The sequence below is a fragment of the Nonomuraea sp. NPDC049378 genome (assembly GCF_055586745.1).
The window spans coordinates 282,147-297,833 of the sequence record NZ_JBVJHP010000007.1 but is presented as its reverse complement, the minus strand read 5'-3'; the positions used below and the strand labels follow the sequence as shown (position 1 = coordinate 297,833).

The following is a 15,687-nucleotide window of genomic DNA, read 5'->3' as shown; positions in this document are numbered from 1 at the left end:
TCGAGAAAGGTGACACCCCCCATGAAGCTCGGATCGGCGGTCGCGGCGGCGGCCCTGTTGACGATCGTCACCGCGTGTGGCTCAGGGACCGCGGCGGGAGGAGGGAACGGCGGCACCAAGATCGGCATCGATCACCCGCGCGCCGACTCCGACTTCTGGAACTCCTACATCAAGTACGTTCCGCAGATGGCGGGCGAGCTCAAGGTCGACCTCATGCCCGCCACCAACTCGCAGAACGACGTGGCGAAGCTGGTCAACAACGTGCAGGCGCTGATCGGCCAGGGGGCCAAGGTGATCGTCATGGCCCCGCAGGACACCGGCGCGGTCGCCAACACGCTGCAGCAGCTGGAGAACAAGAAGATCCCCGTCGTGACCGTCGACACCCGGCCGGACAAGGGCAAGGTCTACATGGTCGTACGGGCCGACAACCGCGCGTACGGCATCAAGGCGTGCGAGTTCCTCGGCGAGAAGCTCGGCGGCAAGGGCAAGGTCGTGCAACTCCAGGGCGCGCTCAGCTCGATCAACGGCCGTGACAGGTCGGAGGCGTTCCTGCAGTGCATGAAGGCCGAGTTCCCCGGCATCACGGTCTTCAGCGAGCCGACCGAGTGGGAGGGCAGCAAGGCGGCGTCCATGTTGCAGACCCGCCTGGAGCAGAACCCCGACATCAAGGGGATCTACATGCACGCCGGAGGCGTGCACCTGGCCCCGACGTTGCAGGTGCTCAAGCAGAAGGGGCTGCTCGTGCCGCCGAGCGACCCCAAGCACATCTTCGTCGTCTCCAATGACGGCATCCCGCAGGAGTACGAGTCGATCCGCAAGGGGGACATCGACGCCACCGTCTCGCAGCCGGCCGACCTGTACGCGAAGTACGCGCTCTTCTACGCCAAGGCGGCGGCGGACGGCAAGACGTTCAAACCCGGTCCGACCGACCACGGCAGCACGATCATCCAGCTCCCGAACGGCCTGGAGGACCAGCTTCCCGCGCCGCTCGTGACCAAGGAGAACGTGGACGACAAGGGTCTCTGGGGCAACCAGGCCGGCTGATGAACCTTCATGTCGCAGCCCGGAACATCGTCAAGCGGTTCGGCCCCACCACCGCGCTCGACGGCGCGGGCATCGAGATCGCCGAGGGCGAGACCCGCGCGCTCGTCGGCAGGAACGGCGCCGGCAAGTCCACCCTGGTGTCGATCCTCACCGGGCTCCTGCGGCCCGACCAGGGCGACGTGCGGTTCTCGGGAGAGCCGGCCCCGCCCCTCGCCGACCGCGACGCCTGGCGGCGGCGCGTCGCCTGCGTCTACCAGCACTCGACGATCATCCCCGCGCTGTCGGTGGCCGAGAACCTCTTCCTCAACCGCCAGTCGGGCAGGGGCAGCGTGATCAGGTGGCGGGCGCTGCGGGACAGGGCGCGCGAGCTGCTGGACACGTACGAGGTGGACGTCGACGCGCAGGCGCTGGCCGCGGACCTCACCGTGGAGCAGCGCCAGCTCGTCGAGATCGCCCGCGCGCTGTCGTTCGGGGCCAGGTTCATCATCCTCGACGAGCCGACCGCGAGGCTGGACGGGCCGGCCATCGAGCGGTTGTTCGCCCGCATGCGCTCCCTCCGCGAGCAGGGCGTCACGATGATGTACATCTCCCACCACCTCGACGAGGTCTACGAGATCTGCCAGAGCGTCACGGTGTTCCGCGACGCCCGCCACATCGTGACCAGCCCGGTCGCCGACCTCCCGCACGACGAGCTGGTCGCCGCGATGACGGGGGAGGCCACGGTCGCGTACGCGTCCCGCTCGCGCACGCCCGGCGACACCGTCGTGCTGTCGGGCGCGGGCCTGTCGCTCACCGGCCGCTACCAGGACGTCGACCTCTCGGTCAGATCCGGTGAGGTCGTCGGCCTGGCAGGCTCCGCGAGCAGCGGCAAGGTCGGCCTCGCCGAGACGCTGGTCGGGCTGCACACAGCCGATTCCGGCACCGTCACGGTCAACGGCAGGCGGATCCGGCCGGGCGACGTGCCCGCCGCGCTGCGGGCCGGGCTCGGCTGGGTGCCACAGGACCGCCACCGCGAGGGGTTCGTCCCGCGGCTGTCCGTGGGGGAGAACGCCACGTTCCCGATCGCCCGCAAGCTGGGGCGCTACGGCCTGGTGTCGCCGGCGCGCCGCAGGGCCAAGGCGGAGGAGATGATCGAAAGTTTGCACATCAAGACGGAAGGAGCCGATCAGCCGGTCGGCGACCTGTCCGGGGGCAACGCCCAGAAGGTGGTGTTCGCGCGGGCGCTCGTGGACGACCCGTCGGTACTGGTGGTGATCAACCCGACCGCGGGTGTCGACGTCAAGGCCAAGCAGGCGCTGCTCGGCGCCGTCGAGGACGCGGTAGAGCGGGGCGCGGGCGCCGTGGTCGTCTCCGACGAGTTCGACGACCTGCGCATCTGCGACAGGGTGCTGGTGATGTTCCACGGCAGGGTCGTCAGGGACATGCCGCGTGGCTGGACCGACCACGAGCTCGTGGCCGTGATGGAAGGCATGGAAGAGTGACCAGTTTGACTGTGCCGGCCCCCCGGGTGCGGCTGGCCCGGTTCCGCGACCTGACGCTCGTGCCGGTGATCGTGCTGCTGCTCGTCGTGGGCGCGTTCCTCGACCCGACCTTCCTGACGGCGGGCAACCTGACGAACGTGCTCCAGCAGCAGGCGGCGATCTCGCTGCTCGTGCTGGCCGAGGCGATGATCCTCATCGCCGGCAAGTTCGACCTGTCGCTGGAGTCGACGGTCGGCACCGCGCCCGCGATCGCCGTGATGCTCATCATCCCGGTGTCGGCGGGCGGATTCGGCATCGGCCTGCCAGGGATGCTGGTCATCCCGCTGGCGCTGCTGGTCGGCGCCGCCATCGGGGCGTTCAACGGTTTCCTGATCATCAGGTTCCAGCTGTCGGCGTTCATCGTCACGCTGGCCATGCTGATCGTCGTCCACGGCTTCCTGCAGGGGCCGACGGAGGGCAAGACGCTGTTCCAGCTGCCCGACTCGATCCTCTATCTCGGCAGCGCGCTGTGGCTGGGCCTGCCCGCGGCCATCTGGATCGCCGGTGCGCTGTTCGCCGCCGGCATCTTCGCCCTCGGCTATCTCCGCGTCGGCCGGGCGCTCTACGCGATCGGCGGCAACGCCGACGCCGCCCGCGCGGCCGGCATCCGCGTCGACCGGGTGCTCTGGGGCGTGTTCATTCTGGGCGGCACGCTGGCGGCGCTGGCCGGGATCCTGGAGACGGGACGCCTCGGGGCGATCGGCAACAACCAGGGCGTCGGGTGGATCTTCATGGTGTTCGCGGCGGCCGTCATCGGCGGCGTCAGCATGGACGGCGGCAAGGGCACCATCCTGGGCGCGCTCACGGGCGTGCTGGTGATCGGCCTGGTGCAGAACATCCTCACGCTGATCGGCGTGTCGGGCTTCTGGCAGCCGGTCATCTACGGCGCGATCATCCTCATCGCGCTGATGATCAGCAGAATAGCTGGCGGGAAGGCACAAGATTGAAAGTGATGGAGTTGCCGCGCCACGGGCTTGGCGGGGCGCCCCTGGGCAACCTCTTCGAGTCGGTCGCGGACGAGCAGGCCCGCGCCACGGTGGGCGCCGCGTGGGATCGGGGCGTGCGCCTGTTCGACACCGCGCCGCACTACGGGCTGGGCCTGTCGGAGCGCCGCATGGGCGCGGCGCTGGCCGGGCGTTCGGGCTACGTCCTGTCCACGAAGGTCGGGCGCCTGCTGGTGCCCGCGTCGTCGCAGGACGCACGTGACGGCGAGGGCTTCGACGTGCCGGCCTCGATCGAGCGGGTGTGGGACTTCTCGGGCGACGGCGTACGCAGGTCGCTGGAGGAGTCTCTTGACCGCCTCGGGCTGCCCGGGATCGACATCGTGCTCATCCACGACCCGGACGACCACGTCGACCAGGCGATCGCGCAGGCGTACCCGGCGCTGGCCGAGCTGCGCGACCAGGGCGTGGTGAAGGCGATCGGCGTCGGGATGAACCAGTGGCAGGCGCCGCTGCGCTTCGTCCGGGAGACCGGCATCGACGTCGTCATGCTGGCGGGCCGCTACACCCTGCTCGACCAGTCGGGCCTGCCGCTCCTGGAGGAGTGCGTCGAGCGCGGCGTCAGAGTGCTGGCGGCCGGGGTGTTCAACAGCGGCATCCTGGCGACGCACGAGCCGTCGGGGACCTTCGACTACCGGCCGGCGCCGGCCGAGCTGGTGGCGCGGGCCAGGAGCATCGCCGCCGTCTGCGAGCGACACGGCGTCACGCTGCCCCAGGCGGCCATGGCCTTCCCCCTGCGCCACCCGGCCGTCGCGTCGATCGTCGTGGGCGCCCGCGCTCCCGAGGAGGTCCACACGAACGCCGCCCTGTGGTCCCGGCCGGTCCCCGACATGCTCTGGGATGAGCTCAAGGCGGAGGGGCTGCTGCCGGCCTGACCCACGCCGCTCACCCGGCCTCCCACAGGGCGCTCACCGGAATAGCACGCATCCGGTCACCGAAGGACAGCGCCTGCGTGCCGGTCTGCAGGACGATCCCCGCGATCAGGTCGCCGCCGAGCCGATCGGCTGGGGTGCCGCCACTCCGCCGTTGATCCTTTGGCGACCTGTTTCACCAGCGTGCTCTTCCCGGGCTGGCGCGCACCGTTGACCAGAATTACGCAGGTGTCCGCCAGGGCTTCGGCCAGGGCTGCTTCGGCATGACGGGACACCACCCGGCCGAGAGGAGTGTTCACCATGGCACGTGAGCGGGCCCTCAGTGGTGGTTTGGCCGCGGGTTCGGTGGTGGGCTGGTCGCCCAGGTTCGTGGTGGATCGGTCGCCGCGTACGTGGACGCCGCGGCCAGGCCGGCGGCGGTATACGGGTGGTCAGGAGGGGACGAAGAGCCAGGCCTTCGACGGCCCCGGCTCGTACGGCGCGTCCAGGCGCTTGGCCACCACCCCCGGCAACCCCTGTTCGCGGGCCGCCTGCCGCACCGGCCCCGCCTCGCCCGGCCAGGATGGCGCGGTCTGCCAGCGGGCGCCCGCGAGGTCGAGCGCCTCCAGCGCGGTCCTGCGGGCCGTGTAGGGCTGGTCCACCAGCGCATGCCCGTCGTCGTAGAGGAGGTCGTAGAAGACCAGGATCTCGGCGCCCCCGAGGGTGGCGAGCTCGCCGTCGAGCAGTGCCGTGCGGCTGCCGAACGACTCCGCCAGCTCGCGCAGCCACGGGTGCTCGCGGGATGCCGTGGTGCGGCCGCCCTCGACGGGCACCAGGAGCCGGCGCCCGCCCCACGCGAACTCGTAGGCGTAGGCGGAGGCGTCGCGCGGTGGTCTGGCGCGTTCGGTGGGCAGCATGGGCTCGATGTCGGGGAACGGATCGCGGACCGGGGGGTCCATGCGGTGGATCATCCAGTTGTTGCCCCGGGTCCGGAACAACACGAACCGGCCGGAGGCCCGCGTGCCGTGCAGGACGACCTTGACCTCGCGCTCCGACCACTTCTCCGTGTCGTACGTGCCGGTGTCCCAGATGGTCATGGTGCCGCCGCCGTACTCGCCCTTGGGGATCTCGCCGTGGAAGGTGAGGTATTCCATGGGGTGGTCCTCGGTGTGCACGGCCAGGTGGTTGGTGGCGGGGTCGGCGGGCAGCCCTTTGGGCACGGCCCAGGAGACCAGCACGCCGTCGCGTTCCAGCCGCAGGTCCCAGTGGAGCGAGCGCGCGTGGTGCTCCTGGATGACGAACGCCCGGTCGTCTCCGGGGGCCGGAGGTTCGGCGGGGATGGGCTCGGGGGTGCGTTTGTCGTCGCGCTTGCTCCGATATCTCGCGAGTTTGTCGGACACAGCAGGTTTCTACCCGCCCGTGCTCTCCCTGATCACCAGCTCGTACGCCACCCGCACCTCCCGAGCCTCGGCCGGCGAGCCCTTGGTCATGCGGGCGGCCAGCAGATCGACCGCCTGGCGGGCGATCGCCTGTTTGTCGGGGGAGATCGTGGTGATGGTCGGGGTGGCGTACCTGCCGTCCTCGATGTCGTCGAAGCCCGCCAGCGCCACCTCGCCGGGTACGGCGTGGCCGCGCTCCAGCAGCGTGCGCAGGGCGCCGAGGGCCAGCAGGTCGTTGAAGCAGAAGACCGCGTCCGGCGCCTGGCCCGAGTCGAGCAGCCGGGCCATCGCGCGCGCGCCGTCGGCGCGGTGGTAGGTCTCGACGTGCTGGACGAGGCGGTCGTCGGCGGGCAGGCCGGCCTCGGCGAGCGCCTCGAAATAGCCCGCCAGCCGCAGCCGCGAGGTCTCCGCCGCGGCGTCGTCCTGGGCGCCGATCGCCGCGATGCGCCGCCTGCCGGTCGCGGCCAGGTGAAGGGTGGCCTCCTTGGCCGCCGCGACGTTGTCCACCACGACGTGGTCGGCGGGCCCTTCGTAGACGCGCTCGCCCAGCAGGACCATGGGCGTGTCGTCCATGCGGGCGGCCAGGTCCTCGGGCGTCAGCGCGAGCGGGCTGAAGATCAGGCCGTCGATCAGGTGGGCGCGGAACCCCTCGGCGACGAGCTGCTCGCGCTCGCGGGACGCGCCCGTCTGGTCGATCAGCACGGTCAGCCCGTGTTCCTCCGCCGCGGTCACCACGAACCTGGCCAGCTCCGCGAAGTAGGGGATGTCCAGTTCGGGCACGGCCAGCGCGATGATCCCGGTGCGGCCCTGCCGCAGGTTTCTGGCCGACAGGTTGGGACGGTAGTTGAGCTCCTTGATGGCAGCCTCGACCCGGCTCCTGGTGGCGGAGGTGACGTGCACGTAGCCGTTGACGACGTTCGAGACGGTTTTCACCGAGACTCCGGCCAGCCTGGCCACGTCTTTGAGACCGACGCGGGGTTTCTCCATGAACAGAAAGTCTATAATTGAGTTTACAACGTTGAATACAACGATGTATAGATGGGCAGAGCCCCGACGAAGGAGGACTGCCCATGAGATCCGCCAAGCTCACCCTGGACCCGGCGTTCGAGGTCGGCCCGGTCGAAAGGCGACTGTTCGGCTCGTTCGTCGAGCACATGGGGCGCTGCGTGTACACGGGCGTGTTCGAGCCCGGGCACCAGCGGGCGGGCGACGACGGGCTGCGCCGCGACGTCATCGACCTGACCAGGGAGATGGGCGTCACCACCGTGCGCTACCCGGGCGGCAACTTCGTCTCCAACTACGAATGGGAGGACGGCGTCGGGCCCGCCTCCGAGCGGCCCACCAGGCTCGACCTGGCCTGGCGGCAGATCGAGACGAACGCCTTCGGTCTGGGCGAGTTCATGACCTGGATGCGCGAGGTGGACGCCGAGCCGGTGATGGCGGTCAATCTGGGCACCAGGGGCATCCGGGAGGCGCGCGACCTCGTCGAGTACGCCAACTTCCCCGGCGGCACGCGGTGGTCCGACCTGCGGATCGAGCACGGCGTGCGGGAGCCGTACGGCATCAGGGTCTGGTGCCTGGGCAACGAGATGGACGGGCCCTGGCAGATCGGGGGCAAGACCGCCGACGAGTACGGCAGGCTCGCGTTCGAGGCGGCCAAGGCCATGCGCCGGGTGGACCCCGGCCTGGAACTCGTCGCCTGCGGCAGCTCGAACATGCGGATCCCGACGTTCGGCTCGTGGGAGGCCACGGTCCTGGAGCACTGCTATGACCAGGTCGACTACATCTCCGCGCACTCCTACTACGACCCGGTGGGCGGCAGCAGGGCCGACTTCCTGGCCTCGGCCGTGGAGATGGAGCAGCAGATCGAGGGCGTGACCGCCACCGCTGACCACGTGGCCGCCAAGCTCGGCAGCCGCAAGCGGCTGAAGGTCTCCTTCGACGAGTGGAACGTCTGGTCGCAGAGCCTGTTCGGCGGCGAGAGCAGCCTGGACTGGGAGCACGCGCCGCGCATCATCGAGGAGGAGTACGACGTGGCCGGCGCGGCCGTCGTCGGCAGCCTGCTCATCACCCTGCTCAACCACGCCGACCGGGTCGGCATCGCCTGCCAGGCCCAGCTCGCCAACGTGATCGCCCCCATCCGCACCGAGCCGGGCGGGCCGGCCTGGCGGCAGACGATCTTCCACCCGTTCGCGCTGACCGCTGCCCATGCCCGCGGCCGCATCCTGCGCGTGCAGGCCACGGCGCCGGTCATGCCGACCGAGCGGTACGGCGAGGTGCCCGTGCTGGCCACCGCGGCGACGCTGGACGACGACCGGCTCGCCGTCTTCGCGGTCAACCGCGGCGACCTGCCGCTGCCGGTGGAGATCGACCTGCGCGGCCTGCCGCAGGCGTCGGACCTTTCGCACGTCACGGTCGCCGACGACGACACGGGCGCGCGCAACACCGAGAGGGACCCGCACCGGGTCGAGCCGAGGGCCGTCGACGGAGCGAAGATCGACGGTGACCGGCTCACGGCGGTCCTGCCGCCGGTGTCCTTCAACGTCCTCAAGGCGCGGCTCTCCTGAGGAGCCGGTCCGCCATGTGATCACAAGACGTGTCAGCTTCACGCCCAGGTCAGAGCGCGGAATCCACGGCGAACTTCTGGTGCGCCTGCATCATCGACCGACCGCGTTCGGCCAGGGCCGAAGCCGACGCCCAGGCACGTGGCGAACCGCTGACCGGATTGCGCAAGCCGCCTGTCCGTGCGGAGCGGCCACGGGCTTGCCCAGCGCCCTTCTCCCGCGTGCGGGCGGCCCGCGTCTCCTCCGTGGCCGTCCCCCTTCTCGCAGTGCGGGCACATTCGCCTGTACTTACCGATGCTCCGCGCTTCAGAGGCCGGGGGAGCGCTGGAGGTCCTGCGTGCCGATGACCTTGAGCAGCCGCAGCGCCTCGTACGACGGCGTGCCGGGCGCGGCGGTGTAGAGCACCACCATCTGGTCGCTCTCGGGCACGTGCAGGGCCTCGCAGTCGAGCTCCAGCCAGCCCACGGCCGGATGCTTGAGCCGCTTGCACGCCGACCGCCGCACCGTCACGTCATGCTCGGCCCACAGTTCGGCGAACTCGGCGCTGGACGCCAGCAGCCGTTCGACGAGCCGCAGGATGCCGGGGTCGTCGGGGTAGCGGGCGGTGGCGGCGCGCAGGTCGGCTACCGACTCCCTGGCGAACTGCCAGGACCCCTCGGGATCGTGGCGGGCCCTGGCCTCCGGGTCGGTGAAGAAGCGCCAGATGATGTTGCGCTCCGTCGCCGGCAGCACGGAGAAGTCGCTGATCAGCACGGCGGCGAGCGGGTTCCAGGCCAGCACGTCGTACTTGGCGTCGATCACGAACGCCGGGGTGTCGTCCAGCCGGTGGAGCAGATGCAGCACGCCGGACCTGACGTCGCGCGGCGGCCCGGGCGGCGGGCCGGGCGGCTCGCCGGTCAGGTAGTACAGGTGGGAGCGCTCGTCGTCGGTCAGCCGCAGCGCCCTGGCGAGCGCGCCGAGCACCTGCCGCGAGGGACGCGGCCCGCGCGCCTGCTCCAGGCGGGCATAGTAGTCGACGGACATCCCGGCCAGCGCGGCGACCTCCTCGCGCCGCAGCCCCGGGGTGCGGCGGCGCCCGCCGCTCTCCAGGCCGACGTCGGCCGGTCGCACCAGCTCGCGGCGGCTGCGCAGGAACCCCGCCAGCTCCGCCCTGTTGATGCGGTCCATGTGGCCAGCATGCCTGACCTGCCGGACGGTAACCAGGGACCGCCGATCCGAGGTTCGGCGGGTCTCTACCGGTCGGGCGCAGCCCTGGCGAGGCTGAGGCCATGACGCAACAGAAGATCGTCCTCATCACCGGCGCGAACAAGGGCATCGGGTACGCCACCGCCCGCACGATCGGCAGGGCAGGCCACGTCGTGCTCGTCGGAGCCCGCGACCGGGAGCGGGGCACGAAGGCGGCCGCGGAGCTGGCGGCGGAAGGGCTGGACGCCCGCTTCGTCCGTCTGGATGTGACCGACCTCGCCACCGTGGAGGCGGCCGCCGCCTTCGTCGACCGGGAGTTCGGCCGCCTCGACATCCTCGTCAACAACGCCGCGATCAGCCGCGACCAGCACCGCGGGCCGAGCGAGATGCCGGTGGCGGACCTGCGCGAGGTCTATGAGACCAACGTGCTCGGCGTCGTCGCCGTGATCAACGCCATGCTCCCGCTGCTGCGCAGGTCGGCAGCCGGCCGCATCGCGACCGTGTCGAGCGGCCTCGGCACGGTCGCGTTCCTGACCGACCCGGCGCCCGAACTGCGTCAGTACGCGACGCTGCTCGGCTACAACTCCTCCGAGGCCGCGCTGAACGCCGTCACCCTGATGTACGCGGCGGAGCTGCGGGACACGCCGATCAAAGTGAACGCGGTCTCGCCCGGTTTCTGCGCCACCGACCTCAACGGCCACCGCGGGGTCCTGAGCGCGGACGAGGGCGGCGCGCACATCGCCCGCCAGGTCACCATGGACCTTCCCCCGACCGGCGTCTTCCTCAGCGAGCTCGGCGGCAGCCATCCCTGGTGATCAGTCGAGTTCCAGGGCCCGGCGCAGCCACGACTCCACCCCGGCCACGTGCACGGTGGCCCAGGAGCGGGCGACGTCGGGCCGGCGGGCGGCGATGGCCTCGTAGATCGCGGTGTGCTGCTCCCTGGTCTTCTCCATCGCGCCCTCCTGCGTGAGCCCGCGCCAGACCCGCGCCCGGGTGGTCGGACCTGACAGGCTCTCGATGAACGAGCAGAGCACGCTGTTGCCCGACCCCCTGGCGATGCGCTGGTGGAACGTCAGGTCGTTGGCCACCAGCTCCTCGACCGTGGGCTCGGCGGGCAGCGCGTCGAGGATCTCGCGCAGCTCGGCGATGTCCTGGTCGGTCATCAGCTCGGTCGCCATCGCCGTGGCGGCCGGCTCGAGGATGCGGCGGACCTCGAAGAACTGCAGCACCGTGTCGTCGCGGTGCAGGTCGAGCACGAACGACATGGTGTCGAGCAGCAGGCGCGGCTCCAGGCTGGTGACGTAGGTGCCGTCGCCCTGGCGCACGTCGAGCACGTTGATCAGCGACAGCGCGCGCACGGCCTCGCGCAGCGAGTTGCGTGACAGGCCGAGCCGTTCGGCGAGGTCGGCCTCCTTGGGCAGCCGGTCTCCGGGAGCGAGCTCGCCGGAGACGATCATCTGCTTGATCTTGTCGATGGCCGCGTCGGTGACCGCCACGCTTCTCTCCCTAGACATCGGATGTCTAGGAGTCTAGGGCCTGGAAGCGGACCGGCTCGACACCGGCATGGCGGCGTACGTGGCCCTGCACCTCCAGGGCGCGCAGGTGGGCCGCGGCCTCGCCGGCCGCCATGCCTCTCAGCATGGGGGACAGCTCTTCCCATGGCCTGTTCCAGGTCATCATCGCGGCGACCTCCCAGATGGTCAGCGGCTCCGGCCGCTCGGCCAGGAGGACGCGCAGCCGCTGGAGCTTCTCCTCGTGATGGTCGCGGATCTCGGCCGCCCGCGCGGCCACATCCGGAAATGTCCATTCATGTGCTGGCAGCGCGTCCAGCGGCCCGAACCCGGCCACCCGGTCCAATGATTGCAGGAAATCACCGAGCGGATCGATGTCGTCCCGGTCATAGGGATAGATGCCGACGTGCGGGGTGATGCCGGGAAGCACGTGGTCGCCGGTGAAGAGCCGATCGGCGTCCTCCAGGTGCAGGCAGATGTGGCCGGGGGTGTGGCCGGGCGTGTGCACGGCCCGCAGCCGGCGCCCCGGCAGGTCCACCAGGTCGCCGTCGCGCAGCTCCCGATCGGGCGGCGCCGGCGGCGCGGGACGGCCGCCCATCGCCTCGCGCGCCTCGCCGGGATCGGCCCCCGCCCGCCTGAGCATGTCGGACTGGAACGCGTCGTGCTTGTCGCCCGCGTACTCGATCATGAGCCTGACCAGCGCCGCGTCGTCCTCGTGCATGGCGATCCAGGCGCCGGACGCCTCCCTGACCTGCCCGGCGAGCCCGGCGTGGTCGGGATGGAAATGGGTGACGACCACCCCGCGCACGGAGGCCACGTCCATGCCGAGCGCGGCCAGGCCGCCGCTGAGCGCCTCCCACGCCTCCGGGTGGTTCCATCCGGCGTCGACCAGCACCGGCCCCGCGGGTGACTCGACGGCGTAGACGAGCGTGTAGCCGAGCGGGTTGCCGGGGATCGGCACCGGCACGCTCCACACCCCGCCGCCGAGGTCCTGCGGACGTTGCTCGGTGTACGGCCTGCGTCTGGTCTTCATACGCCCCCGATCGTGTTTCCCTGCGTGACAAGTGTGCTGAAGATTCAGCCGATGCGCTCCAGGATCGTCGCCGTCGCCAGCGCCCCACCCGCGCACATCGTCACCAGCGCGGTCGCCGAGTCCGACCGCTCCAGCTCGTGCAGGGCCGTGGTGATCAGCCGCGCTCCCGTGGCGCCCACCGGGTGGCCGAGCGCGATCGCGCCGCCGTTCGGGTTGACCCGGTCGAGGTCGGGCTCGTGCACGCTCGCCCATGACAACACCACCGACGCGAACGCCTCGTTCACCTCGAACCTGTCGATGTCGCCGATCGTCATGCCGGCCGCGGCGAGCGCCTTCGCCGTCGCGTCCACGGGCCCGTCCAGGTGGTAGTACGGCTCCGCGCCGACGAGGGCCTGCGCCAGGATGCGCGCCCGGGGCCGCAGCCCGTGCCGGCGCGCCGCGCCCTCGCTCATCACCAGCACGGCCGCCGCGCCGTCGGAGATCTGGGAGGACGTGCCCGCCGTGTGCAGCGCGCCCTCCGCCACCGGCCTGAGCCCGGCCAGGCTCTCCACGGTGGTCTCGCGCAGCCCCTGGTCCCTGCGCACCTCGCCGACGGGCACGATCTCCCGCTCGAACCGCCCGTCGGCCCACGCCTTGGCCGCCAGCCGCTGCGAGCGCGCCCCGAACCAGTCGAGGCGCTCGCGCGTCAGCCCGCGCCGCCGCGCGATCCGCTCGGCCGCCGTGAACTGGTCGGGCAGGTCGATGGCCCAGTCGTCGGGGCGCGGGCTGGCGGGGCGTACGTTGCTGCCCAGCGGCGCCCGGCTCATCACCTCGACCCCGCACCCGATGCCGGTCTCGATCACGCCCGCGCTGATCAGGGCCGCCGCCAGGTGCACCGCCTGCTGCGACGACCCGCACTGCGCGTCGACCGTGGTGACGCCCGTCTGGTAGGGCAGCCCGGCGTAGAGCCACGCGTGCCGGCCGACGTGCCCGCCCTGCTCGCCCGCCTGCGTCACGCAACCGGCGAACACCTGGTCGACGGCGGCCGGCTCGAGGCCGGAGCGCCGCACCAGCCCGTTCAGCGCCGTGGCCAGAACCTGTTGCGGTTTGAGCTCGGCGAGCCAGCCCGCCCGCTTGCCGATGGGCGTGCGGACGGCCTCGACGATCACAGGTGTGCCCACTGTCGCCTCCAGAACGATGCTCTGGAGGCGACAGTAACGCGTTCTACTTTGTCGCGGAAGCCTCGGCCGGCAACGTCTCCGGCAGGCCGAACGTGTCGAACAGGCGCTTTTCGAAGAACATCCCGACGTGGCTGATGTGCTCTCCGGAGAACGTCACCACCATCAGCGCGAACTGCCGGTGGACGCCGTCCTCCAGGTGGTAGAGCGCGTAGGCCGGCTGGCCGTTGGCCGCGATCGGCACCAGCCGCAGGTCGCCCGCCTTCTCCGCCGGGCAGCGCCCCTTGACGAGCTCGACGATCGTCCGCGGCCCTTGGTACCACCCCACGAACGGCGGCATCTCCCAGATCGCGTCCGCGGTGAACAGGTGGACCAGGCTGTCGATGTCGTAGCTCTCGAACGCCGCGACGTAGCGGTCGAGCTGGTCACGCTGCTCAGGCGTCAGCGGCTCGACCGGGTCGTCCATGGTCGGCGACACCTCCTTGAGCTGGGCACGGGCCCGCTGGTGGAGGCTGTTGACGGCCGCGGTGGAGACGCCGACCGCCTCGGCCACCTCGGCCGCCTTCCACCGCAGCACGTCGCGCAGGATCACCACCGCGCGCTGCCGGGGCGGCAGGTGCTGCAGCGCGGCGATCAGCGCGAGCCTGATGCTCTCGCGCGAGGTCACGATCGCGGCCGGGTCGTCGGCGCCCGCGCCCGCCAGCGCGTCGGGCACGGGCTCCAGCCACGGCACCTCGTGGTCCTGCACCAGAGGCGCGGTGGCCTCCGTGCTCGGCGCCCCGAGGCCCGTGGGCAGCGGCCGCCTGCCGCGGCTCTCCAGCGCGGTCAGGCAGGTGGTGGTGGCGATGCGATAGAGCCACGTACGCAGCGAGGAGCGACCCTCGAAGCCGTCGTAGGCGCGCCACGCGCGGAAGTACGTCTCCTGGACGAGGTCCTCGGCGTCGTGCACCGAGCCCATCATCCGGTAGCAGTGCGCCAGCAGCTCGCGCCGCATCGGATCAGCCTGCCGAAGGAAGTCTTCGTTCGTCGGCTTGTCGGTCATACCTCCCTGTATAAACGGCGCCACTGACATAACGGCGATTTCTTTACCATCGGCCCGCCGAATCGGGTGGAACAATCATGAATCGACAGGGAAACCACCACCGGTCGGCGGGCCCAGGGCGCGCTCCGTAACGGTGGCGCGCCACCGAAGGGTCAGCGGGCGTTTCCTGGAGGGCGGCCGGCCGGCGACGGCGGGTGGCCGGCCACGGCGGAGCCGTAAAGGATCTCAGATGCCGGCGAGCAGCCTGGTTGCGGCGGTCTCTATGCGGCGCTGGATCTGGTCGTACGTGCGCCGCCCGCGCAACATCTCCAGCAGCTCCTGCACCCACACGCTCGCCAGCGACCCCGCGAGGTCGAGCTGCTCCTCGCCGGCATCCTCGATCGGCAGGCCGTCGGCCGCGACGCGCAGCAGCAGCCCCGTCATCCGGTCGCCGAACGGGGTCTGCACCTCGGCCATGATCAGGGAACGGATGAGCGCGTCGGCCAGCTCGGGCTCGCGCATGAGGCCGCGGGTCGCCCGCATCAGCACGTCGACCGCGCGGCTCGCCGGGGTGGCGGCGCCGGGCGGGCGCCGCTCGATGCTGCTCTCCAGCAGGTCGATCTCCTCGCCGACCACCGCCACGACGAGATCCATCTTGGACGGGAAATAGCGGTAGAGCGTGCCGAGCGCCACGCCCGCGCGCTCGGCCACCGTGCGCATCTGCATGGCCTCGACCCCGCCGCGCGAGGCCAGCGCCGCCGCGGCCTGGACGATGCGCTTGCGGCGCTGGTGCTGGCTGCGACTACGGACGCTGTGCCCGCCAGGGGCGGGGTGGCTGTCGGTGGCCCCGTCGTGTGCCCCGTCGGCGTCGCCGGAGGGCGCAGGGGGCGTCGCGTGCGTGGTACGCATGAGAACACGTTATCTGACTTCTCGATGGCGCGGCTTGTTACTCACGGGTTACAAACTTGCCGTATAGCCCCATGTCTATGGGGTTACAGGCGTATATCCCGACTTATTGGGATTGGTGACTACTGGACAGATATTAGAATCTGTTCTAGTTTGCGATTCGTCTGACCTAGCGCTTGCTGGAGGAGCGATGATCGCGGACACGCTCGCGTCCCTGCTTCTCGCCCGGGCCGACGACGACCGGCCGGGGCTCATGGCGGTGGTCCTCCAGGCACGCCACCAGCGCCGCCGCCTGCCGGGCCGTGGGGCGCAGCAGGAATCGGAACGACCTGCGCACACCCCACCCCCCCATCACGCTCGGTAACGAAACCACCCGATACCGGCCGGCGCCGACAAAACCAGGAAGGACATCCGTGACACGCAGACCTGACAGGTCAGGACACGCTCGGGCCTTG

General features: G+C 70.9%; 15 protein-coding genes. 6 read left to right on the top strand and 9 right to left on the bottom strand.

All coding sequences use genetic code 11. The annotated features are described in order from the left end of the window. The first annotated feature begins 21 nt into the window (after nucleotides 1–21). Genes ACZ6SA_RS17700 through ACZ6SA_RS17685 form a run of 4 tightly spaced genes read left to right on the top strand, consistent with a single transcriptional unit; the run spans nucleotide 22 to nucleotide 4,440 of the window. Nucleotides 22–1,044, top strand: coding sequence for a sugar ABC transporter substrate-binding protein (locus ACZ6SA_RS17700; RefSeq protein ID WP_465828976.1), 1,023 nt, complete (start codon nucleotides 22–24; stop codon nucleotides 1,042–1,044). Then, the gene (locus ACZ6SA_RS17695) at nucleotides 1,044–2,525 is read left to right on the top strand and encodes a sugar ABC transporter ATP-binding protein (RefSeq protein WP_465828974.1); all 1,482 of its coding nucleotides are present in this window, start codon (nucleotides 1,044–1,046) and stop codon (nucleotides 2,523–2,525) included. The genes ACZ6SA_RS17700 and ACZ6SA_RS17695 overlap by 1 nt, the downstream gene beginning before the upstream one ends. Before the next feature lie 11 nt (nucleotides 2,526–2,536). Then, a complete protein-coding gene (locus ACZ6SA_RS17690) occupies nucleotides 2,537–3,511 on the top strand; it encodes an ABC transporter permease (RefSeq protein ID WP_347645548.1) in 975 nt (324 codons plus the stop codon). Nucleotides 3,512–3,516: 5 nt separating this feature from the next. After that, the gene (locus ACZ6SA_RS17685) at nucleotides 3,517–4,440 is read left to right on the top strand and encodes an aldo/keto reductase (RefSeq protein ID WP_347645480.1); all 924 of its coding nucleotides are present in this window, start codon (nucleotides 3,517–3,519) and stop codon (nucleotides 4,438–4,440) included. 428 nt (nucleotides 4,441–4,868) lie between these two features. On the opposite strand, the gene ACZ6SA_RS17680 is transcribed toward ACZ6SA_RS17685, so the two are convergent. Next, nucleotides 4,869–5,816 (bottom strand): DNA polymerase ligase N-terminal domain-containing protein, encoded by a 948-nt coding sequence (locus ACZ6SA_RS17680; protein WP_465828972.1) that lies wholly within the window; start codon nucleotides 5,814–5,816, stop codon nucleotides 4,869–4,871. 9 nt (nucleotides 5,817–5,825) lie between these two features. Then, nucleotides 5,826–6,842: a LacI family DNA-binding transcriptional regulator gene (locus ACZ6SA_RS17675; protein WP_347645478.1), complete on the bottom strand. Its 1,017-nt coding sequence runs from the start codon at nucleotides 6,840–6,842 to the stop codon at nucleotides 5,826–5,828. An 83-nt stretch (nucleotides 6,843–6,925) separates the two neighbouring features. Between ACZ6SA_RS17675 and arfA the strand changes: the two genes are divergently transcribed. After that, complete coding sequence (arfA, locus tag ACZ6SA_RS17670) at nucleotides 6,926–8,422, top strand: arabinosylfuranosidase ArfA (RefSeq protein WP_465828969.1); 1,497 nt, start codon at nucleotides 6,926–6,928, stop codon at nucleotides 8,420–8,422. 303 nt (nucleotides 8,423–8,725) lie between these two features. Here the strand turns inward: arfA and ACZ6SA_RS17665 are convergent, their stop codons facing one another. Continuing rightward, on the bottom strand, nucleotides 8,726–9,586 hold the full coding sequence (locus tag ACZ6SA_RS17665) for a helix-turn-helix transcriptional regulator (RefSeq protein WP_465828967.1): 861 nt from the start codon (nucleotides 9,584–9,586) through the stop codon (nucleotides 8,726–8,728). Between the two features lie 101 nt (nucleotides 9,587–9,687). On the opposite strand from ACZ6SA_RS17665, the gene ACZ6SA_RS17660 reads away from it, so the two are divergent. Beyond that, nucleotides 9,688–10,419 carry an SDR family NAD(P)-dependent oxidoreductase gene (locus ACZ6SA_RS17660; RefSeq protein WP_465828965.1) on the top strand — a complete coding sequence of 244 codons (732 nt, stop codon included), beginning with the start codon at nucleotides 9,688–9,690 and terminating at the stop codon, nucleotides 10,417–10,419. Here ACZ6SA_RS17660 and ACZ6SA_RS17655 read toward each other — a convergent pair whose 3' ends face one another. From ACZ6SA_RS17655 to ACZ6SA_RS17630, 6 genes are all read right to left on the bottom strand, one after another. Continuing rightward, a complete protein-coding gene (locus ACZ6SA_RS17655) occupies nucleotides 10,420–11,100 on the bottom strand; it encodes a FadR/GntR family transcriptional regulator (RefSeq protein ID WP_347645474.1) in 681 nt (226 codons plus the stop codon). It abuts the gene before it with no gap. A gap of 25 nt (nucleotides 11,101–11,125) precedes the next feature. Then, nucleotides 11,126–12,148 (bottom strand): MBL fold metallo-hydrolase, encoded by a 1,023-nt coding sequence (locus tag ACZ6SA_RS17650; protein WP_465828963.1) that lies wholly within the window; start codon nucleotides 12,146–12,148, stop codon nucleotides 11,126–11,128. Between the two features lie 44 nt (nucleotides 12,149–12,192). Next, a complete protein-coding gene (locus ACZ6SA_RS17645; protein ID WP_465828961.1) occupies nucleotides 12,193–13,308 on the bottom strand; it encodes a steroid 3-ketoacyl-CoA thiolase in 1,116 nt (371 codons plus the stop codon). Nucleotides 13,309–13,351: 43 nt separating this feature from the next. Then, nucleotides 13,352–14,347, bottom strand: coding sequence for a sigma-70 family RNA polymerase sigma factor (locus ACZ6SA_RS17640; RefSeq protein WP_465828959.1), 996 nt, complete (start codon nucleotides 14,345–14,347; stop codon nucleotides 13,352–13,354). A 225-nt stretch (nucleotides 14,348–14,572) separates the two neighbouring features. Beyond that, a complete protein-coding gene (locus tag ACZ6SA_RS17635; RefSeq protein WP_465828957.1) occupies nucleotides 14,573–15,235 on the bottom strand; it encodes a TetR family transcriptional regulator in 663 nt (220 codons plus the stop codon). A gap of 166 nt (nucleotides 15,236–15,401) precedes the next feature. Next, the gene (locus ACZ6SA_RS17630; protein ID WP_465828955.1) at nucleotides 15,402–15,569 is read right to left on the bottom strand and encodes a hypothetical protein; all 168 of its coding nucleotides are present in this window, start codon (nucleotides 15,567–15,569) and stop codon (nucleotides 15,402–15,404) included. Nucleotides 15,570–15,687 lie beyond the last annotated feature (118 nt).